The 22,863-nt window shown below is 40.4% G+C and carries 16 protein-coding genes; 11 read left to right on the top strand and 5 right to left on the bottom strand.

The window, feature by feature from the left end; translation table 11 throughout:
* Nucleotides 1-122 precede the first annotated feature (122 nt).
* Complete coding sequence (locus GGR21_RS09425; RefSeq protein ID WP_183306967.1) at nucleotides 123-788, top strand: oxidoreductase; 666 nt, start codon at nucleotides 123-125, stop codon at nucleotides 786-788.
* A gap of 53 nt (nucleotides 789-841) precedes the next feature.
* Here the strand turns inward: GGR21_RS09425 and glgP are convergent, their stop codons facing one another.
* Entirely contained in the window at nucleotides 842-3,427 is a 2,586-nt protein-coding gene (gene glgP / locus GGR21_RS09420; protein WP_183306966.1) for an alpha-glucan family phosphorylase, read from the bottom strand.
* Between the two features lie 166 nt (nucleotides 3,428-3,593).
* On the bottom strand, nucleotides 3,594-5,243 hold the full coding sequence (locus GGR21_RS09415; RefSeq protein ID WP_183306965.1) for a glycogen/starch synthase: 1,650 nt from the start codon (nucleotides 5,241-5,243) through the stop codon (nucleotides 3,594-3,596).
* Nucleotides 5,244-5,448: 205 nt separating this feature from the next.
* On the opposite strand from GGR21_RS09415, the gene GGR21_RS09410 reads away from it, so the two are divergent.
* From GGR21_RS09410 to GGR21_RS09395, 4 genes are read left to right on the top strand one after another with little or no spacing between them, the layout of a single operon-like run.
* Nucleotides 5,449-5,688, top strand: coding sequence for a hypothetical protein (locus GGR21_RS09410; RefSeq protein ID WP_246348045.1), 240 nt, complete (start codon nucleotides 5,449-5,451; stop codon nucleotides 5,686-5,688).
* Nucleotides 5,688-6,227: a 1-acyl-sn-glycerol-3-phosphate acyltransferase gene (locus tag GGR21_RS09405; protein WP_183306963.1), complete on the top strand. Its 540-nt coding sequence runs from the start codon at nucleotides 5,688-5,690 to the stop codon at nucleotides 6,225-6,227. The genes GGR21_RS09410 and GGR21_RS09405 overlap by 1 nt, the downstream gene beginning before the upstream one ends.
* 15 nt (nucleotides 6,228-6,242) lie before the next feature.
* A complete protein-coding gene (locus GGR21_RS09400) occupies nucleotides 6,243-7,025 on the top strand; it encodes an amidohydrolase (RefSeq protein WP_183306962.1) in 783 nt (260 codons plus the stop codon).
* Between the two features lie 20 nt (nucleotides 7,026-7,045).
* A complete protein-coding gene (locus GGR21_RS09395) occupies nucleotides 7,046-7,858 on the top strand; it encodes an META domain-containing protein (protein WP_183306961.1) in 813 nt (270 codons plus the stop codon).
* Nucleotides 7,859-8,041: 183 nt separating this feature from the next.
* On the opposite strand, the gene GGR21_RS09390 is transcribed toward GGR21_RS09395, so the two are convergent.
* The 3 genes from GGR21_RS09390 to GGR21_RS09380 all read right to left on the bottom strand — a co-directional run bounded on the left by GGR21_RS09390 (nucleotide 8,042) and on the right by GGR21_RS09380 (nucleotide 11,578).
* A complete protein-coding gene (locus GGR21_RS09390) occupies nucleotides 8,042-10,501 on the bottom strand; it encodes an endonuclease MutS2 (protein WP_183306960.1) in 2,460 nt (819 codons plus the stop codon).
* 89 nt (nucleotides 10,502-10,590) lie between these two features.
* Nucleotides 10,591-10,851 carry a hypothetical protein gene (locus GGR21_RS09385; protein ID WP_221232976.1) on the bottom strand — a complete coding sequence of 87 codons (261 nt, stop codon included), beginning with the start codon at nucleotides 10,849-10,851 and terminating at the stop codon, nucleotides 10,591-10,593.
* A 115-nt stretch (nucleotides 10,852-10,966) separates the two neighbouring features.
* The gene (locus GGR21_RS09380) at nucleotides 10,967-11,578 is read right to left on the bottom strand and encodes a bacteriophage terminase small subunit (protein ID WP_183306958.1); all 612 of its coding nucleotides are present in this window, start codon (nucleotides 11,576-11,578) and stop codon (nucleotides 10,967-10,969) included.
* A gap of 618 nt (nucleotides 11,579-12,196) precedes the next feature.
* On the opposite strand from GGR21_RS09380, the gene feoB reads away from it, so the two are divergent.
* The 6 genes from feoB (at nucleotide 12,197) to argH (ending at nucleotide 22,837) form a co-directional block, all read left to right on the top strand.
* Nucleotides 12,197-14,686, top strand: a complete 2,490-nt coding sequence (gene feoB, locus GGR21_RS09375; protein WP_183306957.1) for a ferrous iron transport protein B — start codon at nucleotides 12,197-12,199, stop codon at nucleotides 14,684-14,686.
* Between the two features lie 436 nt (nucleotides 14,687-15,122).
* Complete coding sequence (locus GGR21_RS09370) at nucleotides 15,123-18,143, top strand: SusC/RagA family TonB-linked outer membrane protein (RefSeq protein ID WP_183306956.1); 3,021 nt, start codon at nucleotides 15,123-15,125, stop codon at nucleotides 18,141-18,143.
* Nucleotides 18,144-18,194: 51 nt separating this feature from the next.
* Nucleotides 18,195-19,655 carry a RagB/SusD family nutrient uptake outer membrane protein gene (locus tag GGR21_RS09365; protein WP_183306955.1) on the top strand — a complete coding sequence of 487 codons (1,461 nt, stop codon included), beginning with the start codon at nucleotides 18,195-18,197 and terminating at the stop codon, nucleotides 19,653-19,655.
* Between the two features lie 665 nt (nucleotides 19,656-20,320).
* Nucleotides 20,321-20,950, top strand: a complete 630-nt coding sequence (pyrE, locus tag GGR21_RS09360) for an orotate phosphoribosyltransferase (protein ID WP_183306954.1) — start codon at nucleotides 20,321-20,323, stop codon at nucleotides 20,948-20,950.
* A 99-nt stretch (nucleotides 20,951-21,049) separates the two neighbouring features.
* The gene (locus GGR21_RS09355) at nucleotides 21,050-21,496 is read left to right on the top strand and encodes an SRPBCC family protein (RefSeq protein WP_183306953.1); all 447 of its coding nucleotides are present in this window, start codon (nucleotides 21,050-21,052) and stop codon (nucleotides 21,494-21,496) included.
* Entirely contained in the window at nucleotides 21,497-22,837 is a 1,341-nt protein-coding gene (gene argH, locus GGR21_RS09350; protein ID WP_183306952.1) for an argininosuccinate lyase, read from the top strand.
* Nucleotides 22,838-22,863: the final 26 nt, after the last annotated feature.

Genomic DNA, 22,863 nt, shown 5'->3' with positions numbered 1-22,863 from the left:
AAAAATAATCTTAGAAAAATTAGTTGATAAGAGATGCTTGATATTTGAAATTAAAGATTTAATTTACACTTCTATTCATAGATGTTTTGGAAAACTGTTGTCAATAACTGAAATTTTAAGATATGGAGAAAACGGCGATCATAATAGGTAGCACAGGGCTTACAGGTTCGCACCTGCTAAAGATATTGTTAACAAGTAACGAATATAATAAGGTGATCAGCTTTGTAAGAAGAGAAATGAAGATATCTCATCCAAAACTTATGCAGCACATTGTGGATTTCGACGATCCCGGATCTTATAAAGATCTTATAGAAGGCAACGATATGTTTTGCTGCCTGGGTACTACTATTAAGAAAGCGGGAAGTCAGGAGGCTTTTGAAAAAGTTGATCTCACATATTCCTTACAATTTGCGAAAACGGCAGCAAGCAGAGGAGTTAAGCAATTCTCTATCATTTCATCAATCGGGGCTAATCCTGAATCGGGTAACTTCTATCTGAGAACGAAAGGGAAATGTGAAGAAGGTTTACGGAAACTGGCTTTTCAATCGATCTCTATATTCCGGCCATCCCTGTTGCTGGGGAACAGAAAGGAATTTCGGTTAGGTGAAAGAATAAGTGAATATGCCATGAAAATATTCTCGGTCTTCTTTATCGGTTCATTACGGAAATACAAGGCAATAAAGGCGAAAGATGTGGCGCAGGCCATGTGTCGTGTGGCACAGCTGGGTACAGTCGGATATCATGTATATGAATCGGATGAAATAAGGCAGATTGTAAAAGACTCATAAAAAAATGAGCTATTCAAACGAATAGCTCATTTTATATTTATTATCCCGTGTGATTAGATCCAGCGGACAAACGCAAAGTCCTGGCGATGTGCCATATCAGGATGCTTTGGATATACGCGGTAAGAGAAGTTACTAATACCCGGTATTCTCGCAGCTGTAGTCAGCTCAAAATAAATCTTGGAGCCTTCCTCTTTCACTTTCTTGAATTCCATTGTTCTGTCAAACTTAGCTTCATGGTTATCTGCATCATATTCTGTCATTACAGCATCAATGCCAAGATCTCCTTTCATAGCCTTTTTGTCTATGACTACTTCAACTTTGATCGTTTCTCCTTCAGTAAAATTAGGTGATGCCAATTGCGCGCCATTGTTTATATCCTGTCCGTTGAACAGTAGTTTTTCAACTACAAATTTATCCCAGTTAGCAGCAGTATCTTCTTTCCATGCAGCTAGTTCTTTCGCTTTTGCATAGTTATTGGCCATTACAAACTTAGCGCGGGTTTGTTCGGGTTTATAGAAGTTCTTGATATAGTCGTCTATCATGCGCTTGGTCGTGTATTCCGGAGCAATATGAGCTATGGAGTTCTTTATGTATTGTATCCATTCCGGAGAGTAGCCTTTCGAATTGCGCGCATAGTACAATGGTAATATATCATTCTCGAATGTTGCGTATATTTCTGCCGCATCCAATTCGTCCTGATAAGCCTGGTTTGAATAAGTCCGTTTGTCAGTCAGGTTCCAGCCGGCTTCTTTTTTATAACCTTCATACCACCAGCCATCGAGTACCGAGAAGTTCAACACACCATTCATCAGGGCTTTTTCTCCTGATGTTCCTGATGCCTCCAATGGACGTGTAGGCGTATTCAGCCAGATATCGACTCCGGAAATCAGACGTTTTGCCAGACGCATATCATAATTTTCGAGGAAAATGATTTTTCCTAAAAATTCCGGACGGCGCGAAATCTCAACAATCTGTTTGATCAGACCTTGTCCGGCACCATCGGCTGGGTGGGCTTTACCTGTATATAAGAATTGAATAGGGTATTTTTCGTTGTTTACAAGTTTTGCCAAACGGTCCAGATCCTGGAACAAAAGATGTGCGCGTTTGTATGTGGCAAAGCGGCGGCCGAAACCAACGAGCAATGCGTCAGGGTTGATCTTATCTACAATCGAGAAGATCGCAGAAGGTGCTTGCTGGCTTTTGATCCATCCTTCTTTCATTTGTTCCTGCACATAGCTGATAAGACGTTTCTTCATAGCCAGTCTGAGTTTCCATACTTCAGCATCGGGAACACTGTAAATATTATCCCAGATTTCATGATTCGACTGGTCTTCGTAGAAATTCTTATCGAATGTCTTTTCATATAACCCCTTCATTTCCTTAGCAGTCCATGTAGGTAGATGCACACCGTTGGTAACGTGCCCTACGTGGAGTTCTTCAGAGAAATATCCCGGCCATACAGGCTGGAACATTTTACGGGATACAATACCGTGCAGGTAGCTTACTCCGTTTGCTTCGAGACAAGTATTCAGAGCAAACACGCTCATGCTGAATTTTTCCCCGCTACCCGGATGTTCACGTCCCATATCCACAAATTCTTGCCAAGAGATTCCCAGACGGGAAGGGAAGCTTCCCATATATTTTCCAAGAAGTCCTTCGTCAAAATAGTCATGTCCTGCCGGAACCGGAGTATGTACTGTATATAAGCCTGATGCACGTACAACTTCTAACGCCTGGTTGAATGTTAATCCTTGTCCTTCGATAAGGTCAAGTAAACGTTGCAGGTTGATAAATGCTGCATGTCCTTCGTTACAGTGATATATTTCTTTCTTTATACCCAGTTTGTTTAATAGCATAATGCCACCAATACCAAGCAGATATTCCTGTTTCAGGCGGTTTTCCCAGTCGCCTCCATATAACTGGTGTGTGATAGGACGATCCCATTCGCTGTTCAGATCCATATCGGTATCCAACAGGTAAAGGCTTATACGGCCTACATTCACCCGCCATACATTTGCGTAAATATCTCTGTCGGGATATGGCACAGCCAGTATCATCTGGTTACCGTCTTCATTCAGTACAGGCTCGATTGGCAGTTCCCCGAAATTCTGAGGTTCATAATTGGCAACCTGCTGTCCGTCAGGAGATATGGATTGGGTGAAATAACCATAGCGATATAGAAACCCTACACCTGTCAGGTCTACATGGCTGTCGCTGGCTTCTTTCAGATAGTCACCGGCCAGAACGCCTAAACCTCCTGAATATATTTTCAATACATGTGTAAAACCATATTCCATACTGAAGTATGCAACAGAAGGCTTTGAAGTGTCGTACTTCTTAGACATGTATGTTTCAAAATTCTTTACAACGCTTTTTACCTTGTCCATCAAGGCCTGATCCTTAATGATCTGGTCTATTCTTTCATAAGATAGTTTTTGTAGAAAAACAACCGGATTATGTCCTGATGCTTTCCATAGTTGAGGGTCAAATTCGGCAAAAAGATCTGTCGCATCATTGTTCCACACCCACCATAAATTGCGGGAAATTTTCTCCAGCGGAAGCAGCTCCTTGGGAAGATTAACCTGAGTGTACGCATTTCTCCACGATGGAGTGTTCGAATAACTTGCTTTAATTCTCATAAATATTTTATTTAAAACCTAATATTCCTTGTATTTATCTAACTTCGTTAGTTATTTGTTCTGATTTTTAGAGTTACAAATATAACAAATCTAATGTATTTGATTGTTTATCTTTTATGTAACCTCCGTTATATAAGTCGCAAACGATTGCAATAATAAGAGGGCATTATCTGGTTCCTGCTTTTTTTAATGCGATTGTATATGCTTCCTGATAATACTTGAAGAAATGAGACCAATCGGCTAATCCGGCTCTGTCGAGAGCAGCCTGGCGCAATATCCTTTCTTCTTCCGCACTTTTGGTAGTCATCTCAAACACACGGTTGCAGATATCTTCTGATACTTCTATGAAATTATAATCGTCGCGTCGCAGCACCTCTGCCCCGTCATCCATACCTTTCTCATCCCCCATTTTCTTCATCCATAGCCCAAATCCGGCCAGGGTGGTAGTAATAGTTGGAACTGAAAAAGCAATACTTTCATGAGGTGTATAGCCCCAAGGCTCGTAATACGAAGCAAAAACACTCACATCCATACCAATGAGCAGATCGTAATACGGCATGTCAAAAATACCATCGTTTCCATTCAGATAAGATGGTACAAATATGATTTTCACTTTATCTTCTTTTTTATTCCCCAATTTCAGATAATCTACCTGGTTGAGAATAGAGTCATGATTCATATTACGCAACCAATGTGTTATATGAGGGTGACTTAACGGGCTATCGGGCGTTTTGGTCAATTTCAGGCGTTCCTGCAGATCGGTTCGTGCCGTATCAATCCATGCGGGCACCATTATAAATGCCACAACGTCTTTCTCCAGTTGCTTTATCTGACTTAAGCGATGCATGGCATCAACAAACACATCCAGCCCTTTATTCCTGTATTCGTATCTTCCACTGGTTACCACAAGGAGCGCATCCTGCTGTATGTCGTATCCCAGAAGTTTTTCAGCTACATTTATCAGTTTCCTGCGTGCAGAAATGCGCTTTTTCTCATGCTCTTTGCCCACAGGGATAAAATCCTTCTCAAACCCATTTGGGGTTACCAGCGGATCACGTTGGAGCAGATATTTACATTCATGGGCAGTGATATCACTCACAGTCGTAAAACAATCGACATGACGGGCGGCGGTTTTTTCTACAGAATGTTTAGCTTCCATATTTAGTTCACGGGCCATCTGGTCGCTGTCGTAAGCATCCAGGTAGTTGTATAACGGTTTGTTGTTTCCGGCAATCGAGCGTCCGATAGACGTGGCATGCGTGGTAAACAATGTTCCTATTTTGGGAAGCCGGTCTTTTATATACAAAGCACCCATACCCAGCATCCATTCATTGAAATGGGCTATAACTTTCTTTGTTTCCAGCTTATAGTATTTATAGAAACTTTCTATAACAGCTCCTGTCGCATAGGCAAACATGCATGATTCATCGTAGTCTCCATACGCGTTAAGTGAGTCCACACTGAATTTATTCCACATGTCGCCATAAATAATATCTTTCACAGGGTAGAACTGATCAAAATTCACCAGTACAACAATAGGTTCTCCGGGAACAAGCCATCGCCCTATTCTTATATTTAACCGATCATGCAAAACCGCTGTTTTTTTCCAATCCGAGAGAAGCTTTTTATCTTCTTTGAACCAGGGACTTTCCGAACTTTTCCAAATATCGGGGCCTATAAATACCACTTTATCTTTGTAAAGATCTTGCATTGTCTTTGCTCTGGTTGATAAAACAGTATAAATTCCGCCGACCTTGTTACACACTTCCCAGCTTGTCTCGAAAATGTAATCAGGATTATAATTATCTTTAATCATATACGATATATTTTCTATTTGTCCGACGCGCTATAGTGAATACTTATTAAATACTATAAGATATTTCCCCTTATCAATATCTTTTTTTAGTACCTTTGCCGCGTCGTTCAAATTAGGATGACAAAGATAGTAAAGATAAGAACTTCTTGAAAATATTTTCATTATGAGTAGCAGAAGAAAGTTGAAAAAAAACATAAATGAAGTTATGAATTTATTATTTGTTGACTGTTTGTTTTACAAAATGTTCGTCATAGACGCCGATCAGGAAGCAGCCGACAAACTAATGATAAAGATAAATGAAATCCATGACGACCTGCTGAAGCGTGTGAACGTGAACGAAGGAAAAGAAGTAAAGGGACGGGTTAAAGCATATTATAAAAAATTGAGAGCCGACATCAAAGTGCAGGCCGACATCATCGCTAAAGAAATAGCAGTATTAGGTTAATGAAGAAAATCTGTAAGTTTATTATAAAACTTATCGGCTGGAAAATACTTGTGAGAACAAGTCTCCCCGATAAATGTGTCATTTGTGTCGCTCCACATACTAGTAACTGGGACTTGTTTTTAGGGCTTATCATATATAAGTCCATGGGTAGAAAGGCTTCATTCTTAATAAAGAAAGACTGGTTCTTTTTTCCAATGAATCTTATCTTTAGAGCCTTGGGAGGAATACCTGTTGATCGTTCGAGGAAAACATCCCTGACCGAACAGATGGCTGAAGAATATGCCAGAAGAGAGAATTTTCAACTGGCAATTACTCCCGAAGCCACACGTAAGCTGAATACAGAATGGAAGAAAGGATTCTATTTTATAGCACAGGCTGCAAATGTCCCCATCGTTGTAGTTTCGCTTGATTATGGTAAAAAAGAAGTGGAGTTTAAAGCAGTATTCAAACCTACCGGTAATGTAGATGCAGATATAGAAGAGATCAAATCGTACTACAAGGATGTAACAGCCAAATATCCGAAACATTTCTCTCTCTAAAGCGTTTACTATTGTATGGAACAAGATAATTTACTCAGGATAAGTCTTGTGCAGTTGGATATTGTCTGGGAAGACAAGCAGAATAATCTGGAACGTGTGCATGACTACATCAATTTCAGAGCCGGGCAAACCGATGTGTTTGTTCTGCCTGAGATGTTTTCTACCGGGTTTACGATGAACAGTCGGAATCTGGCGGAATCAAATGATGGTAATACAATTTCCTCTATAAAACAATGGGCAAAGCTTTATAATATCGCTATTTGTGGTAGTTTTATCGCATCTGATAATGGCAACTGCTATAACCGGGCTTTTTTTATCACTCCCGACAAAGAATACTATTACGACAAACGTCATTTGTTCAGAATGGGGAGTGAACCTGAGTATTTTTCGGCAGGGAATCAAAGGCTGGTATTCGAATACAAAGGATTTAATATCTGCCTGCTGGTATGCTATGATCTTCGTTTTCCTGTGTGGGCACGTAATGTAAACAATGAATACGATCTGCTTATCTATGTTGCCAACTGGCCGGCTTCACGTTCTAAAGTCTGGGATGCCCTCCTGACTGCACGGGCTATAGAAAATATGAGTTATGTATGTGGGGTAAACCGTTTTGGGGAGGATGGCAACGGACTGGAATACATCGGCGGATCGAAGATGATAAACGCCCGGGGAGAAGAAATGACTTCGATGGTGAAAGAAGAAGATATAGAGACTGTAAATATCTCTAAGACAGATCTGGATAAATTCAGGGCAAAGTTTCCTGTATGGAAAGACGCGGATAAATTCGATATAATATAATAATACAAATCCAAAGAATTATGAAGAAGATGTTAATGTCAGTGGCAATGGTAGCCACAGCACTCACAATCGTATTCGGGTTGCAGAGTTGCAATTCGACGAAGCCTATCGATAAAGCTAAACTTGAAGGCTTCTGGTCATTGAAAACATTGCAGGGCGAAAATGCCCAGGATGCATTCAAAGGACCCAACCCCAGTTTACAGTTCAATTTCGGAGACAGCATAGTATCCGGCAGCGGAGGCTGTAATACTTTCAGCGGAGCGTTCACTCTTAGCGAAGCAAACGAATTCTCGGCTCCTAACCTTGCGGCAACAATGAAAATGTGCTTTCAGGAAAACAAGGAGTCTCAATATCTGGCTGCTCTTTCTGCTCCTAATATGACCATTGCCCTTGATGATAAAGGGGAACTGGTATTCAAAGATGGAGAAACAGTTGTGCTTCAGTTTGTAAAAGGAGAAGTTCCTGTAAGTAATGATGTAACCCTTAATACAGAAAGCCTGACCGGAAAATGGAATCTTACTTCTATTGCCGGAGGTGATATCGCTACCTTGTTCGCCGAAAACAAACCGACTATGGAATTTGCCGAAAATAACGGTGTGTTCGGTAATGCGGGTTGCAATAACTACCGCACTGCATACGAATTAAGCGGTGATACTATTACATTCAAGCCTGTAGCATCTACTATGATGGCTTGTCCCAGCCTGCAAGGTGAAACCCTGTTTACCGGGCTGTTGACAACACCGCTGCAAGCAGCGATTAATGGCGATAAACTGGTTTTCTCAAAAGAGGGAAATGTGGTGCTCGAATTTGTGAAAGATACTGAAAATAAATAATCCGTCAATATATTGATATTAAAGAGGCTGTCCCAAAAGTAAGATTACACTATCAAAGTGTTACTTCCCTTTGTCATTCTGAGTGCAACGAAGAATCCCGACTCTCCGGAAACGAGATGTTTGACTCCGTTCAACATGACAAAGAGATAATAAAAATTACTTTTTAGACAGCCTCTTTTTGTTTTATTCTAAATCTACAACGGTAATACCTGTTCCTCCAAATTGCACGTGTTCATCCTGATAACTCTTAATTCCTGATACAGTCCGCAGATAGTCACGTATAAGTTGCCGCAGGATGCCTGTGCCCGTACCGTGTAATATACGTACCCGGGACATGCCCACTAAAATAGCATCGTCGATGAAATACATAACAGCTTGCAAAGCCTCGTCGCCACGCATTCCCCGCACATCGATATCCTGTTTGAAGTTTAGCTTCCTCTCTCTTACACTGTCACTGGCCGCGGCGCTGACAAGGTTGCTTTTCGTCTCACGCTTGGTTTGGTTTTTACTAACATATTCCAGCGAATCAAGTTTTACGCTTGACTTTATCATGCCAAAAGCGACAGTGGCATTGCTCTTTTGTATGTCCAGCACTTGTCCGATAGATGTTTGCCCTTTGATGCGTACATTATCGCCGACAGAGATCGTTATTTGCTTGTCTTTCTCCGGTTGCTTGTCTTTTTGCTTCCTGTTCTTTTCTTTACTCTTTAGCTTCTGTATCTTGCGTGCAATCTTATCATCCACAGGATTTTCATTCTCCAGCGAGGTTTTGAATTCACTCAGGGACTGGCGTGCCTGTTTCGTTTTCTCCTTCTCGGCCTGAGATTCCTTTATTGTACGTATGGTATTCTCTATTTTCGCATTCGCTTCCGCCAGTAATCTTTCCGCCTCTGTTTTCGCCTGTCGTATGATTTCTTTCCGTTGCTTTTCTACTGCCAGCAGATCGGTTTCGTAAGTCTCGGTGATTTCTTCCAGCCGTTTTTCTTTCTGGCGGATATTCTGGCGCTTACTCTCCCAGTAGCGTTTGTCGCGGACAATATCCTGCAGGTATTTATCCATATTGATATAGTCGCTGCCGACAATATCCGACGCATCGGCGATCACATCTTCCGGCAGGCCTATTTTGCGTGCTATCTCTATGGCGAACGAGCTTCCCGGATTTCCGATTGCCAGCGTAAACAATGGCTGCATCATGTGGCGGTCGTAAAGCATGGCTCCGTTCACAACACCTTTATTCTCATTGGCAAAATGCTTCAGGTTTTGGTAGTGGGTAGTAATTACCCCGAACGAACCTCTTTCATTAAACCTTTTGAGCAAAGATTCGGCGATAGCGCCACCTATCTGTGGCTCTGTACCTCCACCGAACTCATCGATCAGTAATATTGTTTTCTTATCACAGTTCCGGACGAAAAATTTCATATTCGTCAGATGCGAACTGTAGGTACTCAGGTCATTTTCTATGGATTGCTCATCGCCTATATCGATAAATATATGCTCGAAAACACCTACTATAGAGCTTTCGTCTACAGGTATCGGTAATCCGCATTGTACCATATATTGGAGTAATCCCACCGTTTTCAGGCATACTGATTTCCCTCCTGCATTCGGTCCCGATATTATCAGGAGCCGGCTGTCCTCTTCCAGCTCTATATTTAGAGGTACAACTTCCTTTTTCTGTTTGCGATGCGAGATGAAGAGCAGAGGGTGTATAGCCCTGTACCAGCGGACGATCTGCTTATCTTCCATTGGAGGCTTTATTGCGCCCAGATCGATAGAAAATGTGGCTTTTGCTCTTATAAAGTCGATCATCGCAAGAAATTCGTATGACTGGATGATATCAGGAGTCAGTGGTCGCAACAGATCAGTAAATGCCACCAGTATCTTAATTATCTCCCTGCGCTCTTCACTCTCCAGTTCCCGTATCCTGTTGTTGGACTCAACAACTTCGGCCGGTTCTATAAAAACGGTCTTCCCCGAAGCTGATTCGTCATGCACAATACCTTTTATCTTACGCTTAAAGGCGGGAGCGACAGGTATAACCAGCCTTCCGTCGCGCATTGTCGGAGTCACGTCTTTTTCTACAAGTCCCTCGTTCTGCGCCATACGCAGAATCGCATTCAGGCTTTTTGATATCCCGCCCGATATATGGGCAATTTCCCTGCGTATCTTGCTCAGTTCGGGAGATGCATTGTCTTTTATCCGTCCGAATTTATCGAGTATATTGTCTATCTTACTTATAAGTTGAGGAAATACTATCACATTGCCTGCCAGTGCATACAAGTGAGGGTAGGGAGTATTTTCTTCTTCCTCTTTTTTGAAGAAACTGACAATGTCACGTATCGTCTGCAAGGATCGTCGCAGGTCAAACAAGGACGATTCTTCTATCCATGTGCCTTCTATTCTTATACTGCGTAATGCAGGGCGTACATCAAGGAAAAAGTTAGTCGGAAAATTATCTTCTTCCTGCACTATTCTTATAAATTCGTCGGTTTGAGAGAGTGCCTCTATTATATATGTGTATTGGGAAGAAAAGGTCATTTCCGAAACCATTTCTTCACCCAACGGACTCAGGCATCTTGCCGTGAGAAATTGTCGTATTTTGTCAAAGCCAATTTTCAGCTCAAAATTTTCAGGATAAATCACGTTCTGTTTTATTTTTCAGACTGCAAAGATAGTAGTTTATAGTTAATAATATGAATTGGTAGTTAAATCTAATCGTTCATTTTTTTGTGCTACGCGCAATCGAAGATTGCTTGTGTTCCTTTTGGCCAAATCCCCAAAAGGAACCAAAAACGCTTTGGTGGCTCATCCTTCGTGCGACCCGTTACAGGCTCACGGGCTAAATGGAAAGATTGTCCTGCGGACGCTTCCCATTTCACGCCCCTTTCGCCCGCACTACGGACTAATGCCACCAGGCGGACGCCTGACAAGACCGGGTAGCACTTGTCATCGCATTGCGACTCCGGCATCCATTCCGCAGGCGGGGCACCCAATCCTGCAGTGGAGGCGTAGAACAAAAAGCTGTCCGAGCTCAGGCATAAGATTCGTATTTAGCTTTGCTTCTTTACGTGAAATCATTTTAACAAAAACCTGACAAACCTTACAAAATCAAGCTCCTCCTGACCTCCCCGCAGGGGAGGACCTGTTTTCCCCCGCCGGGGGAACTAAAGGGGGCTCTTCATTTTCAATTCTCTCCCTTTCTTCCTTCGTTGCCATCCTGATGACCTGGCTATCTTCCCCGTTCAGGTGCTTATCCAGTTTAATAAATAAGTCGGCCTCATGCTGGTTGCGCACATAGATAATTTGCTGCCGTAGCTTCGGCTTTTCCTGTTTTTCCTTTTCTTTGCGTTTTTCTTCCCGTTCCAGCACATAGTTTATCGCCCTCAGGTCGGGGTCTTTCTGTTTGGTTTTCACCACTTTCTTTTTCAGGATCATAACCGACGGGTTGCTAACCGCAGGCTGATAGGTGCAATGCTCTTCGATTGTTGTATATCCCGTCAGTTTTTTCTTCAGTGACGAGCGGGCTATTTTCACCAGTTCATCGTCGCGGCGTTCTTCGGCTTCGTCTACCCTGCGTCTGAAATCGGGATTCTTTTCTTTCCAATAGTAAAACGTATTACGGCTGATCTTCATAGCCGTGCAGATCTCGGAGATTGTGTACAGGTCGGCTTCTATGAGCCTTTCGATGCGTGAAACTAATTTTTCGTTGTATTTTGCCATAATGATTAAGAATTAAGAGCCCCTCCCACCTCCTCAAGGGAGGCTAATTTCCCCTTCGGGGTTAGGGGGCCGTTTTCCCCTATAGATAATTAATTCTTAATTTGATAAATAGATGTTTTTTGTATTTACAGCCTTTAATATTTGCATAATAAAAACAAAATTGTAATTTTACATCGTAAATAAAAACAAATAAAATCATTGATACAGTATTTTGTGCTGATTGTCAATTCCTTAACTATAAATTGTGTATATTATTAAACTACCAAATCAGGGATAACTACGCTATTATATAGAAAATATTAAGTAAACCAGATAAATAAAATTATAATATATAGATTTTATAATCGTATAAAAACCAATGCGACAAGGGTAAATATCGGATATATTGGGCATTTATTACTCCGACAATGACTTTTTTAGATAAGCATTCTTGTATTGTTGCTTGTGAAAGTAATATATAGGTATGGTCATTGAAATATAACCTTGAAGCGTTGGTTTTTTTTGGAACACCGGAATGGTGTTTTTTTTGTGCCTTTCTTCTTTATATTCATTCTAAATAGTTGTACTTATGTAATAAAAAATGTGCATCTTTGTAGCCTGAATAAATTAGGATAAATTATGTTGTTATCGGATCTGAAAACGGGAGAAAAAGGTATCATTGTAAAAGTTAATGGTAGTGGTGCTTTTCGTAAACGTATTTTGGAAATGGGTTTTATAAGAGGAAAATCTATAAAAGTTATATTGAACGCCCCTCTTAAAGATCCTATCAAGTATAAGATCATGGATTATGAAGTTTCGCTCCGGCGTAGCGAGGCCAGGCTTATCGAAGTCGTATATCCTGATTTGTCTATAAACTCTGAAGTCGTACCTTTAAATAATAATAACGAACCTGTTTCGTCAGTAGATCAGGACTATATCGAAAACCGGTCATCTGTAGACAAATTAACCCATGACGGAAAAAAAATAATCAGTGTTGCGTTAGTTGGCAATCCCAATGCCGGTAAAACTTCATTCTTCAATATCGCATCCGGGGCACACGAGCATGTTGGTAACTATAGTGGAGTTACTGTCGATTCGAAAGAAGGAAAATATAAATATGGAGATTATGTATTCCGCATTGTAGATTTGCCGGGTACTTATTCCCTGTCTGCATATACTCCGGAAGAATTGTTTGTAAGGCGTCACATCGTAGACGATAAGCCTGATGTTATCATTAATATTGTTGCTGCCTCCAATCTGGAGCGTAACTTGTATCTTACTACAGAACTTATCGATATGGAAGTCCCTGTGGTGATGGCGCTGAATATGTATGACGAACTGAAGGGAAGCGGTAGCAAGTTCGACCATCAGATGTTGTCGAAGATGATCGGTATACCGATGGTGCCTACAGTAGCTAAATCAGGAGCCGGGATAAAGGAGTTATTCGATGCTGTTATCCGTATTCACGAAAATAAAGAACCAACAGTACGCAGGGTACACATATATTATGGTAATACGATAGAGAATTCTATAAGTAAACTCAATATTAAGCTGGAAAGGCAAAAAGATTTCCAGTTGTCTTTCCCCCGCCGCTATATTTCTATAAAACTGCTCGAGAAAGACGGGGATATAGAAGATTATGTGAAAACATTGCCGGGCAGTAAAGAAGTGTTTGAGTTGAGAAATGCCGAAGTGAAATCTATCGAGGAAACACTGAATGAAGATACGGAATCGGCACTTACCAATGCCCGTTATGGCTTCATTGCCGGAGGTCTGCGTGAAACACTGAAAGAAAAAAAGAGTGAATCGGAGAAGACCCGTATAATAGACTCTGTTGTAACTAATAAATATTTAGGTTTCCCACTGTTTTTCTTCTTTATGTGGGTTATGTTCGAGTGTACTTTCCGCCTTGGAGCTTATCCAATGGAGTGGATCGAGAACGGCGTTGCTCTCCTTGGTGATTTCATAAGGGGTAATATGGCCGAAGGTATGCTCAAAGACCTGTTGGTCGATGGTGTTATCGGAGGGGTAGGAGGTGTTATTGTCTTCCTGCCTAATATTTTGATATTATATGCTTTTATATCTTTTATGGAAGATTCGGGCTATATGGCCCGGGCTGCTTTCATTATGGATAAGGTGATGCACAAGATGGGGCTGCATGGTAAATCGTTTATCCCGTTGGTGATGGGGTTCGGTTGTAATGTGCCTGCGATTCTGGCAACACGTACTATAGAGAGCCGCAACAGCCGGATGATTACAATGCTTATCAATCCTTTTATGTCGTGTAGCGCCAGGCTACCCGTTTATCTTCTGTTTGTAGGTATATTTTTTAAGTCTTATGCCAGTTTTGTGCTGTTTGGACTTTATTTTACAGGAATATTGATCGCTATTGTTTCAGCCCGTTTATTTAAACGGTTTTTGTTCCCGAAAGAAGATACGCCTTTTGTAATGGAGCTGCCTCCCTACAGGATGCCTACTCTCCGGGCAGTACTAATTCATATGTGGGATAAATCGCGGCAATATTTGCGTAAAATGGGAGGGGTGATCCTTATTGCCTCCATAATTATATGGTTTTTAGGATATTTTCCCCTTAATGAAGAAAGAGAAGAGGCTTTTGATAATAAAATAACGCAGGTCGAATCTTCTTTTGATAATAGTCTTATTTCTGAGCAGCAGAAAGAAGATCAGATAGAAGAAATAGAAGATCAGCGAAATATTGCACATCAGGAAGATTCATATATAGGCCGTATAGGGAAAACTATAGAACCCGTAATGAGACCTCTCGGCTTCGACTGGAAGATAAGTGTGAGTTTATTATCGGGGATGGCAGCAAAGGAAGTGGTTGTTAGTACATTGGGTGTCTTGTATACAGGGGATCCCGAAAATCAGGAATCTCTCGAAACCCGTCTGGTCAGTGATACTCAAGCTGATGGAGCCCCAACGTTTACGCCATTGGTTGTCATTAGTTTACTCCTGTTTGTACTTATTTATTTCCCTTGTGTAGCAACCATTGCTGCAATTAAAGAGGAATCGGGATCGTGGAAATGGGGTGTTTTCAGTATTGTCTATACTACAATGCTGGCCTGGGTAGTTGCCTTTTTGGTTTATCAAATTGGAAATTTGTTTTAAATTTGGCCTTTATGCTTTCAAAATGTTTTTCCTGTTATTTGTGATATTTTTTAAGAAATGGATTAACTTTTGAAGATGCGCATATGTTTTAGTTTGTTTAAATGTGAATTTTTATGTTAAAATGGATGCTTTCCCCAATCATAATTAGTTTTTTATACTCTCTTATTATCTCATAAAGAGAACTTTTTCTTTCAATAATCTTTTTATTTAACAAACATTCCCATTATTTAACGATGATTTTATTTGTTTTACCCTCAGGAAGCTTTCATTGTGTCAAAATTTATATAAATTAATCTAATCTTTGTTTTTTCATAAAAAATATATAAATTTGCACGTCATAAAACAAACTGATGCTAAAAGCCCATAAAATGCATCATTGTGATAAAAAGATTGTTTTTGATAGAGATTGTTTTAATTTTAATAAAGTAGTGTTTGTATGAAGAAAAGAGTGATGTTAATTTTATCCTGCTTGCTATTAAGCGTAGGATTTATTGTTGCGCAGACAACAAGAGTGACAGGTACTGTTACAGATGGTAACGGGGAGCCTGTTATTAGTGCGTCGGTTGTGGTGAAAGGTACTACAACAGGAACAATTACCGACTTGGATGGTAAATTTACGCTGAATGTTCCAGAAGGAAGGAATACACTTGTTTTCACCCTGGTAGGTATGAAAACCGTAGAAGCAAGAGTGTCTCCGAATATGAAAGTTGTGATGCAAGAGGATGACAAGGTGTTGGATGAGGTTGTTGTAACAGGATACGGTGTAACCAGAAGGGCTACGTTTACCGGTTCGGCTTCTACTTTATCTAATAAAGTTGTGACAGATGTTACTGTAACATCAATGGATAAAGCCTTGCAGGGAAATGCGCCGGGGCTACTAACTCAGGCGTCGTCAGGACAGCCGGGAGCCGGACAACGGATTGTTATACGTGGTATTGGTTCCATTATGGCAGGTACCGAACCTTTATGGATTATTGATGGTGTGCCTGTAGCAACAGGTAACTTCGGTCAATTAACAAATACAGGAGAAACTACTTATTCTGACAACTCGAATGCTTTAGCTGGTATTAATCCTAACGATATCGCGAATATTACAGTGTTGAAAGATGCATCTGCTACATCTATTTATGGAGCACGTGCAGCTAATGGAGTTGTACTTGTTACTACAAAATCGGGTAGCGAAGGAAAAACTAAATTTAATGTTTCTGCATCGTACGGATGGTCAAGCAGAGCGGTTAATAAGTTCAAGGTAATGGATAAAGATCAATACCTTGAGTATATGTCGGAAGCTTTGTATAATAGTGGAGGCTATGCTTCTACAGATGAGGCGATTGATGACTTGTCTGATACATTCCCGTTGCAGTCAAACGGTGAGTTTTATAACTTTAACTGGTTGAAAGAAGCTTATCATACTTCTCCTACATATTCATTTGATGCATCAGCCAGTGGTGGAAATGCTAAAACTAAGTTTTACACATCTGTAGGATACTTCAATCAGGAAGGTATTCTGGAGTCTTCAAGTATGGACCGTATATCCAATAAGATTAATGTAGTACATAATTATTCTGATAATTTTAGATTTGGTGTGAATAGTACCTTGTCTTTCACAAAACAAGATACACCGCTGACAACGAGTTCTTACTATGCTAACCCTGTTTTACAGGCAGCTATTCAGCCTAATATCGACCCGGCTTTTATAGATGGGGAAATAAGACAAAGAACTACTATTCTTAGTACCAACTACTATGGTAACGTTGCTTATAACTATGCTAAACAAAGGATATTCCGTGTCGTAGAAAGCGCTTATGCAGAATATGATATTATAAGCGGGCTGACTTTGAAAACCCAATGGGGTGTAGACTTTATGCAGGTAAATGAGTCTCAGTGGGATGATCCTCGTGTAGGTGGTAACACTGCGATGAATACTAAAGGTCGTGGAACACGTACTTCTGGTGAAAGCTTAGTGTGGAATAACACGAATACTTTGTCTTATAACAAAACATTCAATGAAGTACATAATCTGGATGCAATGGTAGGGTTAGAATTCTTTAGCGATACCTATCGTTACAATTACGCACAGGCAGAACAATTCCCTACATCAGAATTTCAGGAACTGACTTCAGGTTCTACTCCGGTAGCAACAGAAAGTTCTCATGATAATGTGAAGTTAGCATCTGTCTTGTCCAGAGTAAATTATGCATATGATAATAAATATATATTGTCAGCCAGCTTACGTCGTGATGGATCTTCACGTTTTTCCGAAGACAACAGATACGCCAATTTCTGGTCAGTAGGTGGACAATGGAGAATCAGCAGGGAAGACTTTATGGCATCAACAACAGACTGGTTGTCTAACTTAGGTCTGAGAGCCAGCTATGGTACCACAGGTAATGCTGATATTAAGAATGAAACAGGTATAGATGGCCGTTATCCATATATGGGATTATACAGAGCCGGATACAATTATGACGGTTATCCGGGTATAGCTCCGTATCAGGTTGTTAATGATAATCTGAAATGGGAATCAAGTGCTGCATTCAATGTCGGGGTAGATGCTGCGTTCTTCAACAACAGACTGAATACAACAATTGAATTCTATAATAAAAAGACTAACGACTTATTGCAACGTGTACCTCTATCCAGAACAACCGGGTTTTTGCAAACTATCAAAAATGTAGGTTCAATGCAAAACCGTGGTATAGAGTTGACTATTACAGGTGTGCCTGTTGTAACTAAGGACTTTGAATGGACAGTAAGCTTTAATATAAGCCATAATAAGAATAAAGTATTGGAATTATATAATAAACAAGATATAGTAACCGGTACAAGAATTACAAGAGAAGGAGAAGATATACAGTCAATCTATACTTATGAGTGGGCTGGCGTTGACCCTGAAGATGGAGCACCAATGTGGTATGCAGAAGATGGTTCGAAAGTGAAACAGATCAGCAAGGCTAACAGACGTATAGTAGGTTCCGCTGCTCCAAAATATTTTGGTGGATTAACCAATACTTTTAAATATAAAGGCTTTGATGTTTCGGCTTTGATATATTTCAATCAGGGAAATAAGATTACAGACCAGACTTTGGCTATGATCAATGCGGATGGTGCTCGTGGATTATTCAACCAATCAGTAGACCTTCTTGACCGTTGGCAGAAACCAGGGGATGTGACAGACGTTCCAAAAGCTATGTATGGAGCCAGTTCAGCAACATATGCACCTATGTCGACAAGATATGTATATGATGGATCATTTATCCGTTTGAGAAACTTAAATATCGGATACACCCTTCCTGATTCTGTATTACCGGGAATGAGAATTTACTTCCAGGGTACAAATTTATTTACAATCACTGATTATAAAGGACTTGATCCGGAAGTCGGCATCGCAGGAGACCCATGGTTTGGTTACCCTGTAAGTAAAACCATTACTTTTGGATTTAATTACAATTTTTAATAGCGTGTGATTAAAGGTTAATAAAAATCCATCTTAATAAAAAAAATAAATATGAAGAATAAAATTAAAATAAATATACTGGTGGTTTTAAGTGCCATGTTTTTGTCCTCGTGCGATGGCTTTCTTGAAACAGCTCCATACTCAGGTATAGACGCTGACAAAGCGATAACTAATACCACTAACGCCGAAGCTTCTTTGATTGGAGCGTATGATGCGATTCAGCATTATTATTCATATGGAAGAGAATTTGTAGTATTTGGTGATGTGCTGACAAATAATGTTCGTATAAGCCCTACTAACTCTAACAGGTTTACAGGTGAGGCCGCTTGGTCGTGGACTCCGTCTAATGCCGATTATTCGAATTACTGGGCAAAGACCTATGCTATAATAAACGATGTGAATAATATAATCAACGCCCCGTCTATTGCTCTAGATGCGACAAAGAATCAGGCAACACAAGAAAAATTGAAAAATCAGATTGTCGGTGAAGCTTATGCTATACGGGCTATGCTGCATTTTGACTTAGTTCGTTTGTTTGCTCAGAATTACAATTTCACAGCAGACCATTCTCACTTAGGTATTCCTTATGTAAAAGTGCATAATCCGGCGAATACTCCTGCTCGCGACAAAGTGAGTGATGTATATACAAATGTGTTGGCGGATCTGGAAGAAGCTGCTAAGTTGATTACTACTATGAGATCAACAACCGGTGGCCCTTACTTTTTCTCACCTAATGCATTGAAGGCTTTGTATGCAAGAGTATATCTGTTTATGGGTAACTATGCAAAAGCAAAAGAATATGCGGAGCAATTGATTCCGGCTTATACTCTGGTGCCAAATGATGATAAATATCTTGATTCATGGGCTGAGGTCTATACAACAGAATCTATCCTTACATTATCATATAGTGATATAGATTATAACCAAACAGCAGCATTAGGCTATATATATGTTGAAGCCGGATATGGAGACTTATTTGCCAGCCCTACATTCATGACATTAATGAATGAAGAACCAACTGATATCCGATTGAAATGGTATAAAAAAGGAGTTGCTGCTTCCAAGGCGAATTTTGACTATGTCTCTGGTAAATATCCTGGACGTTTAGGTAAGCCGGGTCTGGATAATTATAATATATTCAGAGTATCTGAAATGTATCTGATCGCTGCTGAAGCTGCAGCCAGAATAGGAGGTGCAGCAAACGAAGAAACAGCAAGAGGATATCTGGATGCGATCAGACAAAGAGCTATTCCGACAGCAGCTGCCTCTACCGCAACAGGTCAGGATCTGATAGACGATATCCTTCTCGAAAAGCGTAAAGAGCTGGCATTCGAGGGACATTACTTCCATGATCTGAAACGTTTGCAGCAAACTATAATTGGGGCAACAACCGGTACAGGTGCTATTGGAGCAACAATAAATGTAGGTGATGACAGATTAGCATTGCCAATTCCTCAGGCGGAAATGGATGCTAATCCGAATATGGAACAAAATCCGGGATACGGTAGTTAAAATAAAAAAACCTCCAGAAGTCTTCTGGAGGTTTTTTTTATTTCTTTTAACCCCTTATTAACTCTTTCTTTTCTACATGTTATATAACTTTGAATACAGAAAGAAAGAGGAAAAATAAAATGTTTCAGGAAATAATAGTAGGAGTGATCGGAGTCATTGTACTTCTGATTGTTACATATAAAATATACGGATTCTTCTTTTCAAAGAATGAACAAAAAGGAAGTTGCGGCTGTTCTAATTGTGGCTGCAGCACAAAACATAAAGCGGTAAAATATTGATTCCTTTCTTGGAATATTCAATTGTTTTCCGTAATTTTGATTAAAGATAAAAAATGATGACTTAAGTCGTGTTGGTCGATTGGGAAGCTCATCAATTAATAACATATCCGAGACAAGCTTTTGATTCTAATGGCGGGCCACACCTTCGGGTTGCTTAGCGCAGTGGATTACAAAGGGATCGAAGCACTCAAATCCTGTTTTACGGAGTTTCGGCATATCCACCAATACGGCTTTTATATAAAGAACGCCTGTCTGTTTACAGATGGGCGTTCTTTTTCTTTCATCTTTTTTCAGATTTTCTTTATGCTATATTTTCTTTTATTATACCTATTAATTGTATATTTGTAGCCGGATAATGTTGATTGTTGTTATTTATATAAGATAAAAATGAACACTTTAGAGAAACAAACAGCCGAAAAGCTTCTTAGTATCAGGGCCATTAAATTGCAGCCCTCAAATCCCTTTACATGGGCATCGGGCTGGAAATCTCCCATTTATTGTGATAACCGAAAGTTGAATTCGTACCCTAAAATACGGACTTTTATTAAGATAGAATTGTCCCGCCTTATTCTCGAAAACTTTCAGAATGTAGATGCTATAGCTGGCGTTGCAACAGGCGCTATAGCTCCCGGAGCTTTGGTCGCCGATGCATTAGGACTTCCATTCGTGTATATACGTGCCACACCTAAAGATCACGGGTTGGAAAACCTGATTGAAGGCGAGTTGAAACCGGGCAGTAAAGTTGTTGTCGTAGAAGATCTGGTATCCACAGGGTCGAGTAGCCTGAAAGCCGTAGAAGCCATACGTCGCGATGGCTCAGAGGTGATAGGTATGGTCGCCAATTTTACATATGGCTTCCCTATAGCTACAAGTAAATTTAAAGAAGCCGGTGTTGAGTTGCTGACTTTGACTAATTACGACGCTGTTTTGACAGAAGCTTTGCGTATCGATTATATAGCCGAATCGGATCTCGAAACCTTACAGGAGTGGAGAAAAGCTCCGGCCGACTGGAAATAAGGTTACAGGCCTTTTATTACTTTTATATGTATAGGGGCAACATTTGGTTATAATTGAATATTGTTGCATTGATACATTTCTCCTACATAATGATAAAAGATGACAGAATTTGTAAGTGAGGTAAAACTTATTCCGCATGCCGATGCGGATGTATATTCAGTCCTTTCCGATCTGAATAATTTAGAACTGGCAAAAGATAAAATACCACAAGATAAGATCAAGGATTTTTCATTTGATTCAGATTCTTGTACCATAACAATAGACCCCGTAGGAAAGGTTCGGTTTGTGGTCGTTGAAAGAGAACCGAATAAAACTATAAAATTTGAGGCAGAGCAACTACCTTTCGGGGTAAGTATGTGGATACAGCTTCTCCCTGTAAATGAAGGAGAATCTAAAATGAAGCTTACCGTAAAAGCCGATCTGAATCCATTCCTGAAGCCGATGGTCTCAAAACCGTTACAGGCAGGATTAGATAAAGTGGCAGACGGTTTGGCATCATTACCATATTCCGATATTTTGAACAGAAGCTCAATAGATAATGAATAGATGAAACTTTGGGAAAAAAATGTTCAGGTAAATAAAGATGTAGAGGCTTACACGGTAGGACGCGATAAAGAACTGGATGTATATCTGGCTCCTTACGATGTTTTGGGTTCTATGGCTCACATAACCATGCTCGAGTCGATAGGTCTTTTGTCTCACGAAGAACTTCCGGTTCTGCTGAAAGAACTCAAAGAAATATATCAAATTGCTGTTGATGGCCGGTTTGTAATCGAGGAAGGCATTGAAGATGTTCATTCCCAGGTCGAACTGATGCTTACCCGCAAACTGGGCGATACAGGCAAAAAAATACATAGCGGCCGTTCCCGCAACGATCAGGTTCTGGTAGACCTGAAGCTATTTACCCGAGACCAGATACATTTTTTGGTTAACTCCGTTTCCTCTCTTATTGATACTCTTCTGGCTCAGAGCGAACGATATAAAAATATATTAATGCCGGGCTATACTCATTTGCAGATAGCCATGCCTTCGTCATTCGGCCTTTGGTTTGGGGCTTATGCCGAAAGTCTGGTCGACGATCTACAGATGTTATTGGCTGCATATAAGATCTGCAACAGGAATCCGTTGGGATCAGCTGCAGGATATGGTTCGTCTTTCCCTCTCAACAGGCAGATGACTACCGACCTGTTAGGTTTCGATTCTATGGATTACAATGTGGTTTATGCACAAATGGGGCGTGGAAAGATGGAACGTTCCGTCGCTTTTGCCATCGCTTCCATTGCAGGGACACTATCTAAATTGGCGTATGATGCCTGTTTGTACAACAGCCAGAACTTTGGGTTTATTAAGCTGGCTGATGAATATACAACCGGATCAAGCATAATGCCTCACAAGAAGAATCCCGACGTATTTGAACTGACCCGTGCCAAATGTAATAAATTGCAGGCACTGCCGAATGATATAACGTTGATTATGAATAATCTGCCGTCTGGATATTTTCGTGATTTGCAGATTATCAAAGAACAGTTCATCCCGTCTTTCGAAGAGATGAATGATTGCCTGCAAATGGTAAATCGTATGATTGGCGAGATAAAAGTAAATGAACAAATACTGGACGATCCTAAGTATCTTCTCATATTCAGTGTCGAAGAGGTGAATCGCCTGGTACTGGAAGGAGTTCCGTTCCGTGATGCCTATAAGCAGGTGGGGCTGGAAATAGAGAAAGGGAACTTTACACACAATAAAAAAGTACATCATACACACGAAGGAAGTATCGGCAATCTGTGTAACGACCGTATTGATTTGCTCAGGCAACAAATTGTAGAGCAATTCGATTTTAGCAAAATAGCGAATGCCGAAAAAGCTTTATTAGATTCAGTTAATTAATCACGTATTATAACTAAACAAGTTCC

The organism is Dysgonomonas hofstadii (assembly GCF_014196915.1).
Lineage (GTDB): Bacteria > Bacteroidota > Bacteroidia > Bacteroidales > Dysgonomonadaceae > Dysgonomonas > Dysgonomonas hofstadii.
Note: the sequence above shows the minus strand (reverse complement) of the source record. Positions and strands in the feature narration are given on the sequence as shown.

Bases quoted from the DNA above. Each gene is read 5' to 3' on its own strand.
- GGR21_RS09380 (WP_183306958.1), bottom strand. From the start codon at position 11,578: ATGGCAAAATACAACGAAAAATTAGTTTCACGCATCGAAAGGCTCATA.
- GGR21_RS09410 (WP_246348045.1), top strand. From the start codon at position 5,449: ATGAATTTATTATTTGTTGACTGTTTGTTTTACAAAATGTTCGTCATA.
- pyrE (WP_183306954.1), top strand. From the start codon at position 20,321: ATGAACACTTTAGAGAAACAAACAGCCGAAAAGCTTCTTAGTATCAGG.
- GGR21_RS09415 (WP_183306965.1), bottom strand. From the start codon at position 5,243: ATGATTAAAGATAATTATAATCCTGATTACATTTTCGAGACAAGCTGG.
- feoB (WP_183306957.1), top strand. From the start codon at position 12,197: ATGTTGTTATCGGATCTGAAAACGGGAGAAAAAGGTATCATTGTAAAA.
- glgP (WP_183306966.1), bottom strand. From the start codon at position 3,427: ATGAGAATTAAAGCAAGTTATTCGAACACTCCATCGTGGAGAAATGCG.
- GGR21_RS09370 (WP_183306956.1), top strand. From the start codon at position 15,123: ATGAAGAAAAGAGTGATGTTAATTTTATCCTGCTTGCTATTAAGCGTA.
- GGR21_RS09400 (WP_183306962.1), top strand. From the start codon at position 6,243: ATGGAACAAGATAATTTACTCAGGATAAGTCTTGTGCAGTTGGATATT.
- GGR21_RS09405 (WP_183306963.1), top strand. From the start codon at position 5,688: ATGAAGAAAATCTGTAAGTTTATTATAAAACTTATCGGCTGGAAAATA.
- GGR21_RS09365 (WP_183306955.1), top strand. From the start codon at position 18,195: ATGAAGAATAAAATTAAAATAAATATACTGGTGGTTTTAAGTGCCATG.
- GGR21_RS09425 (WP_183306967.1), top strand. From the start codon at position 123: ATGGAGAAAACGGCGATCATAATAGGTAGCACAGGGCTTACAGGTTCG.
- argH (WP_183306952.1), top strand. From the start codon at position 21,497: ATGAAACTTTGGGAAAAAAATGTTCAGGTAAATAAAGATGTAGAGGCT.
- GGR21_RS09395 (WP_183306961.1), top strand. From the start codon at position 7,046: ATGAAGAAGATGTTAATGTCAGTGGCAATGGTAGCCACAGCACTCACA.
- GGR21_RS09355 (WP_183306953.1), top strand. From the start codon at position 21,050: ATGACAGAATTTGTAAGTGAGGTAAAACTTATTCCGCATGCCGATGCG.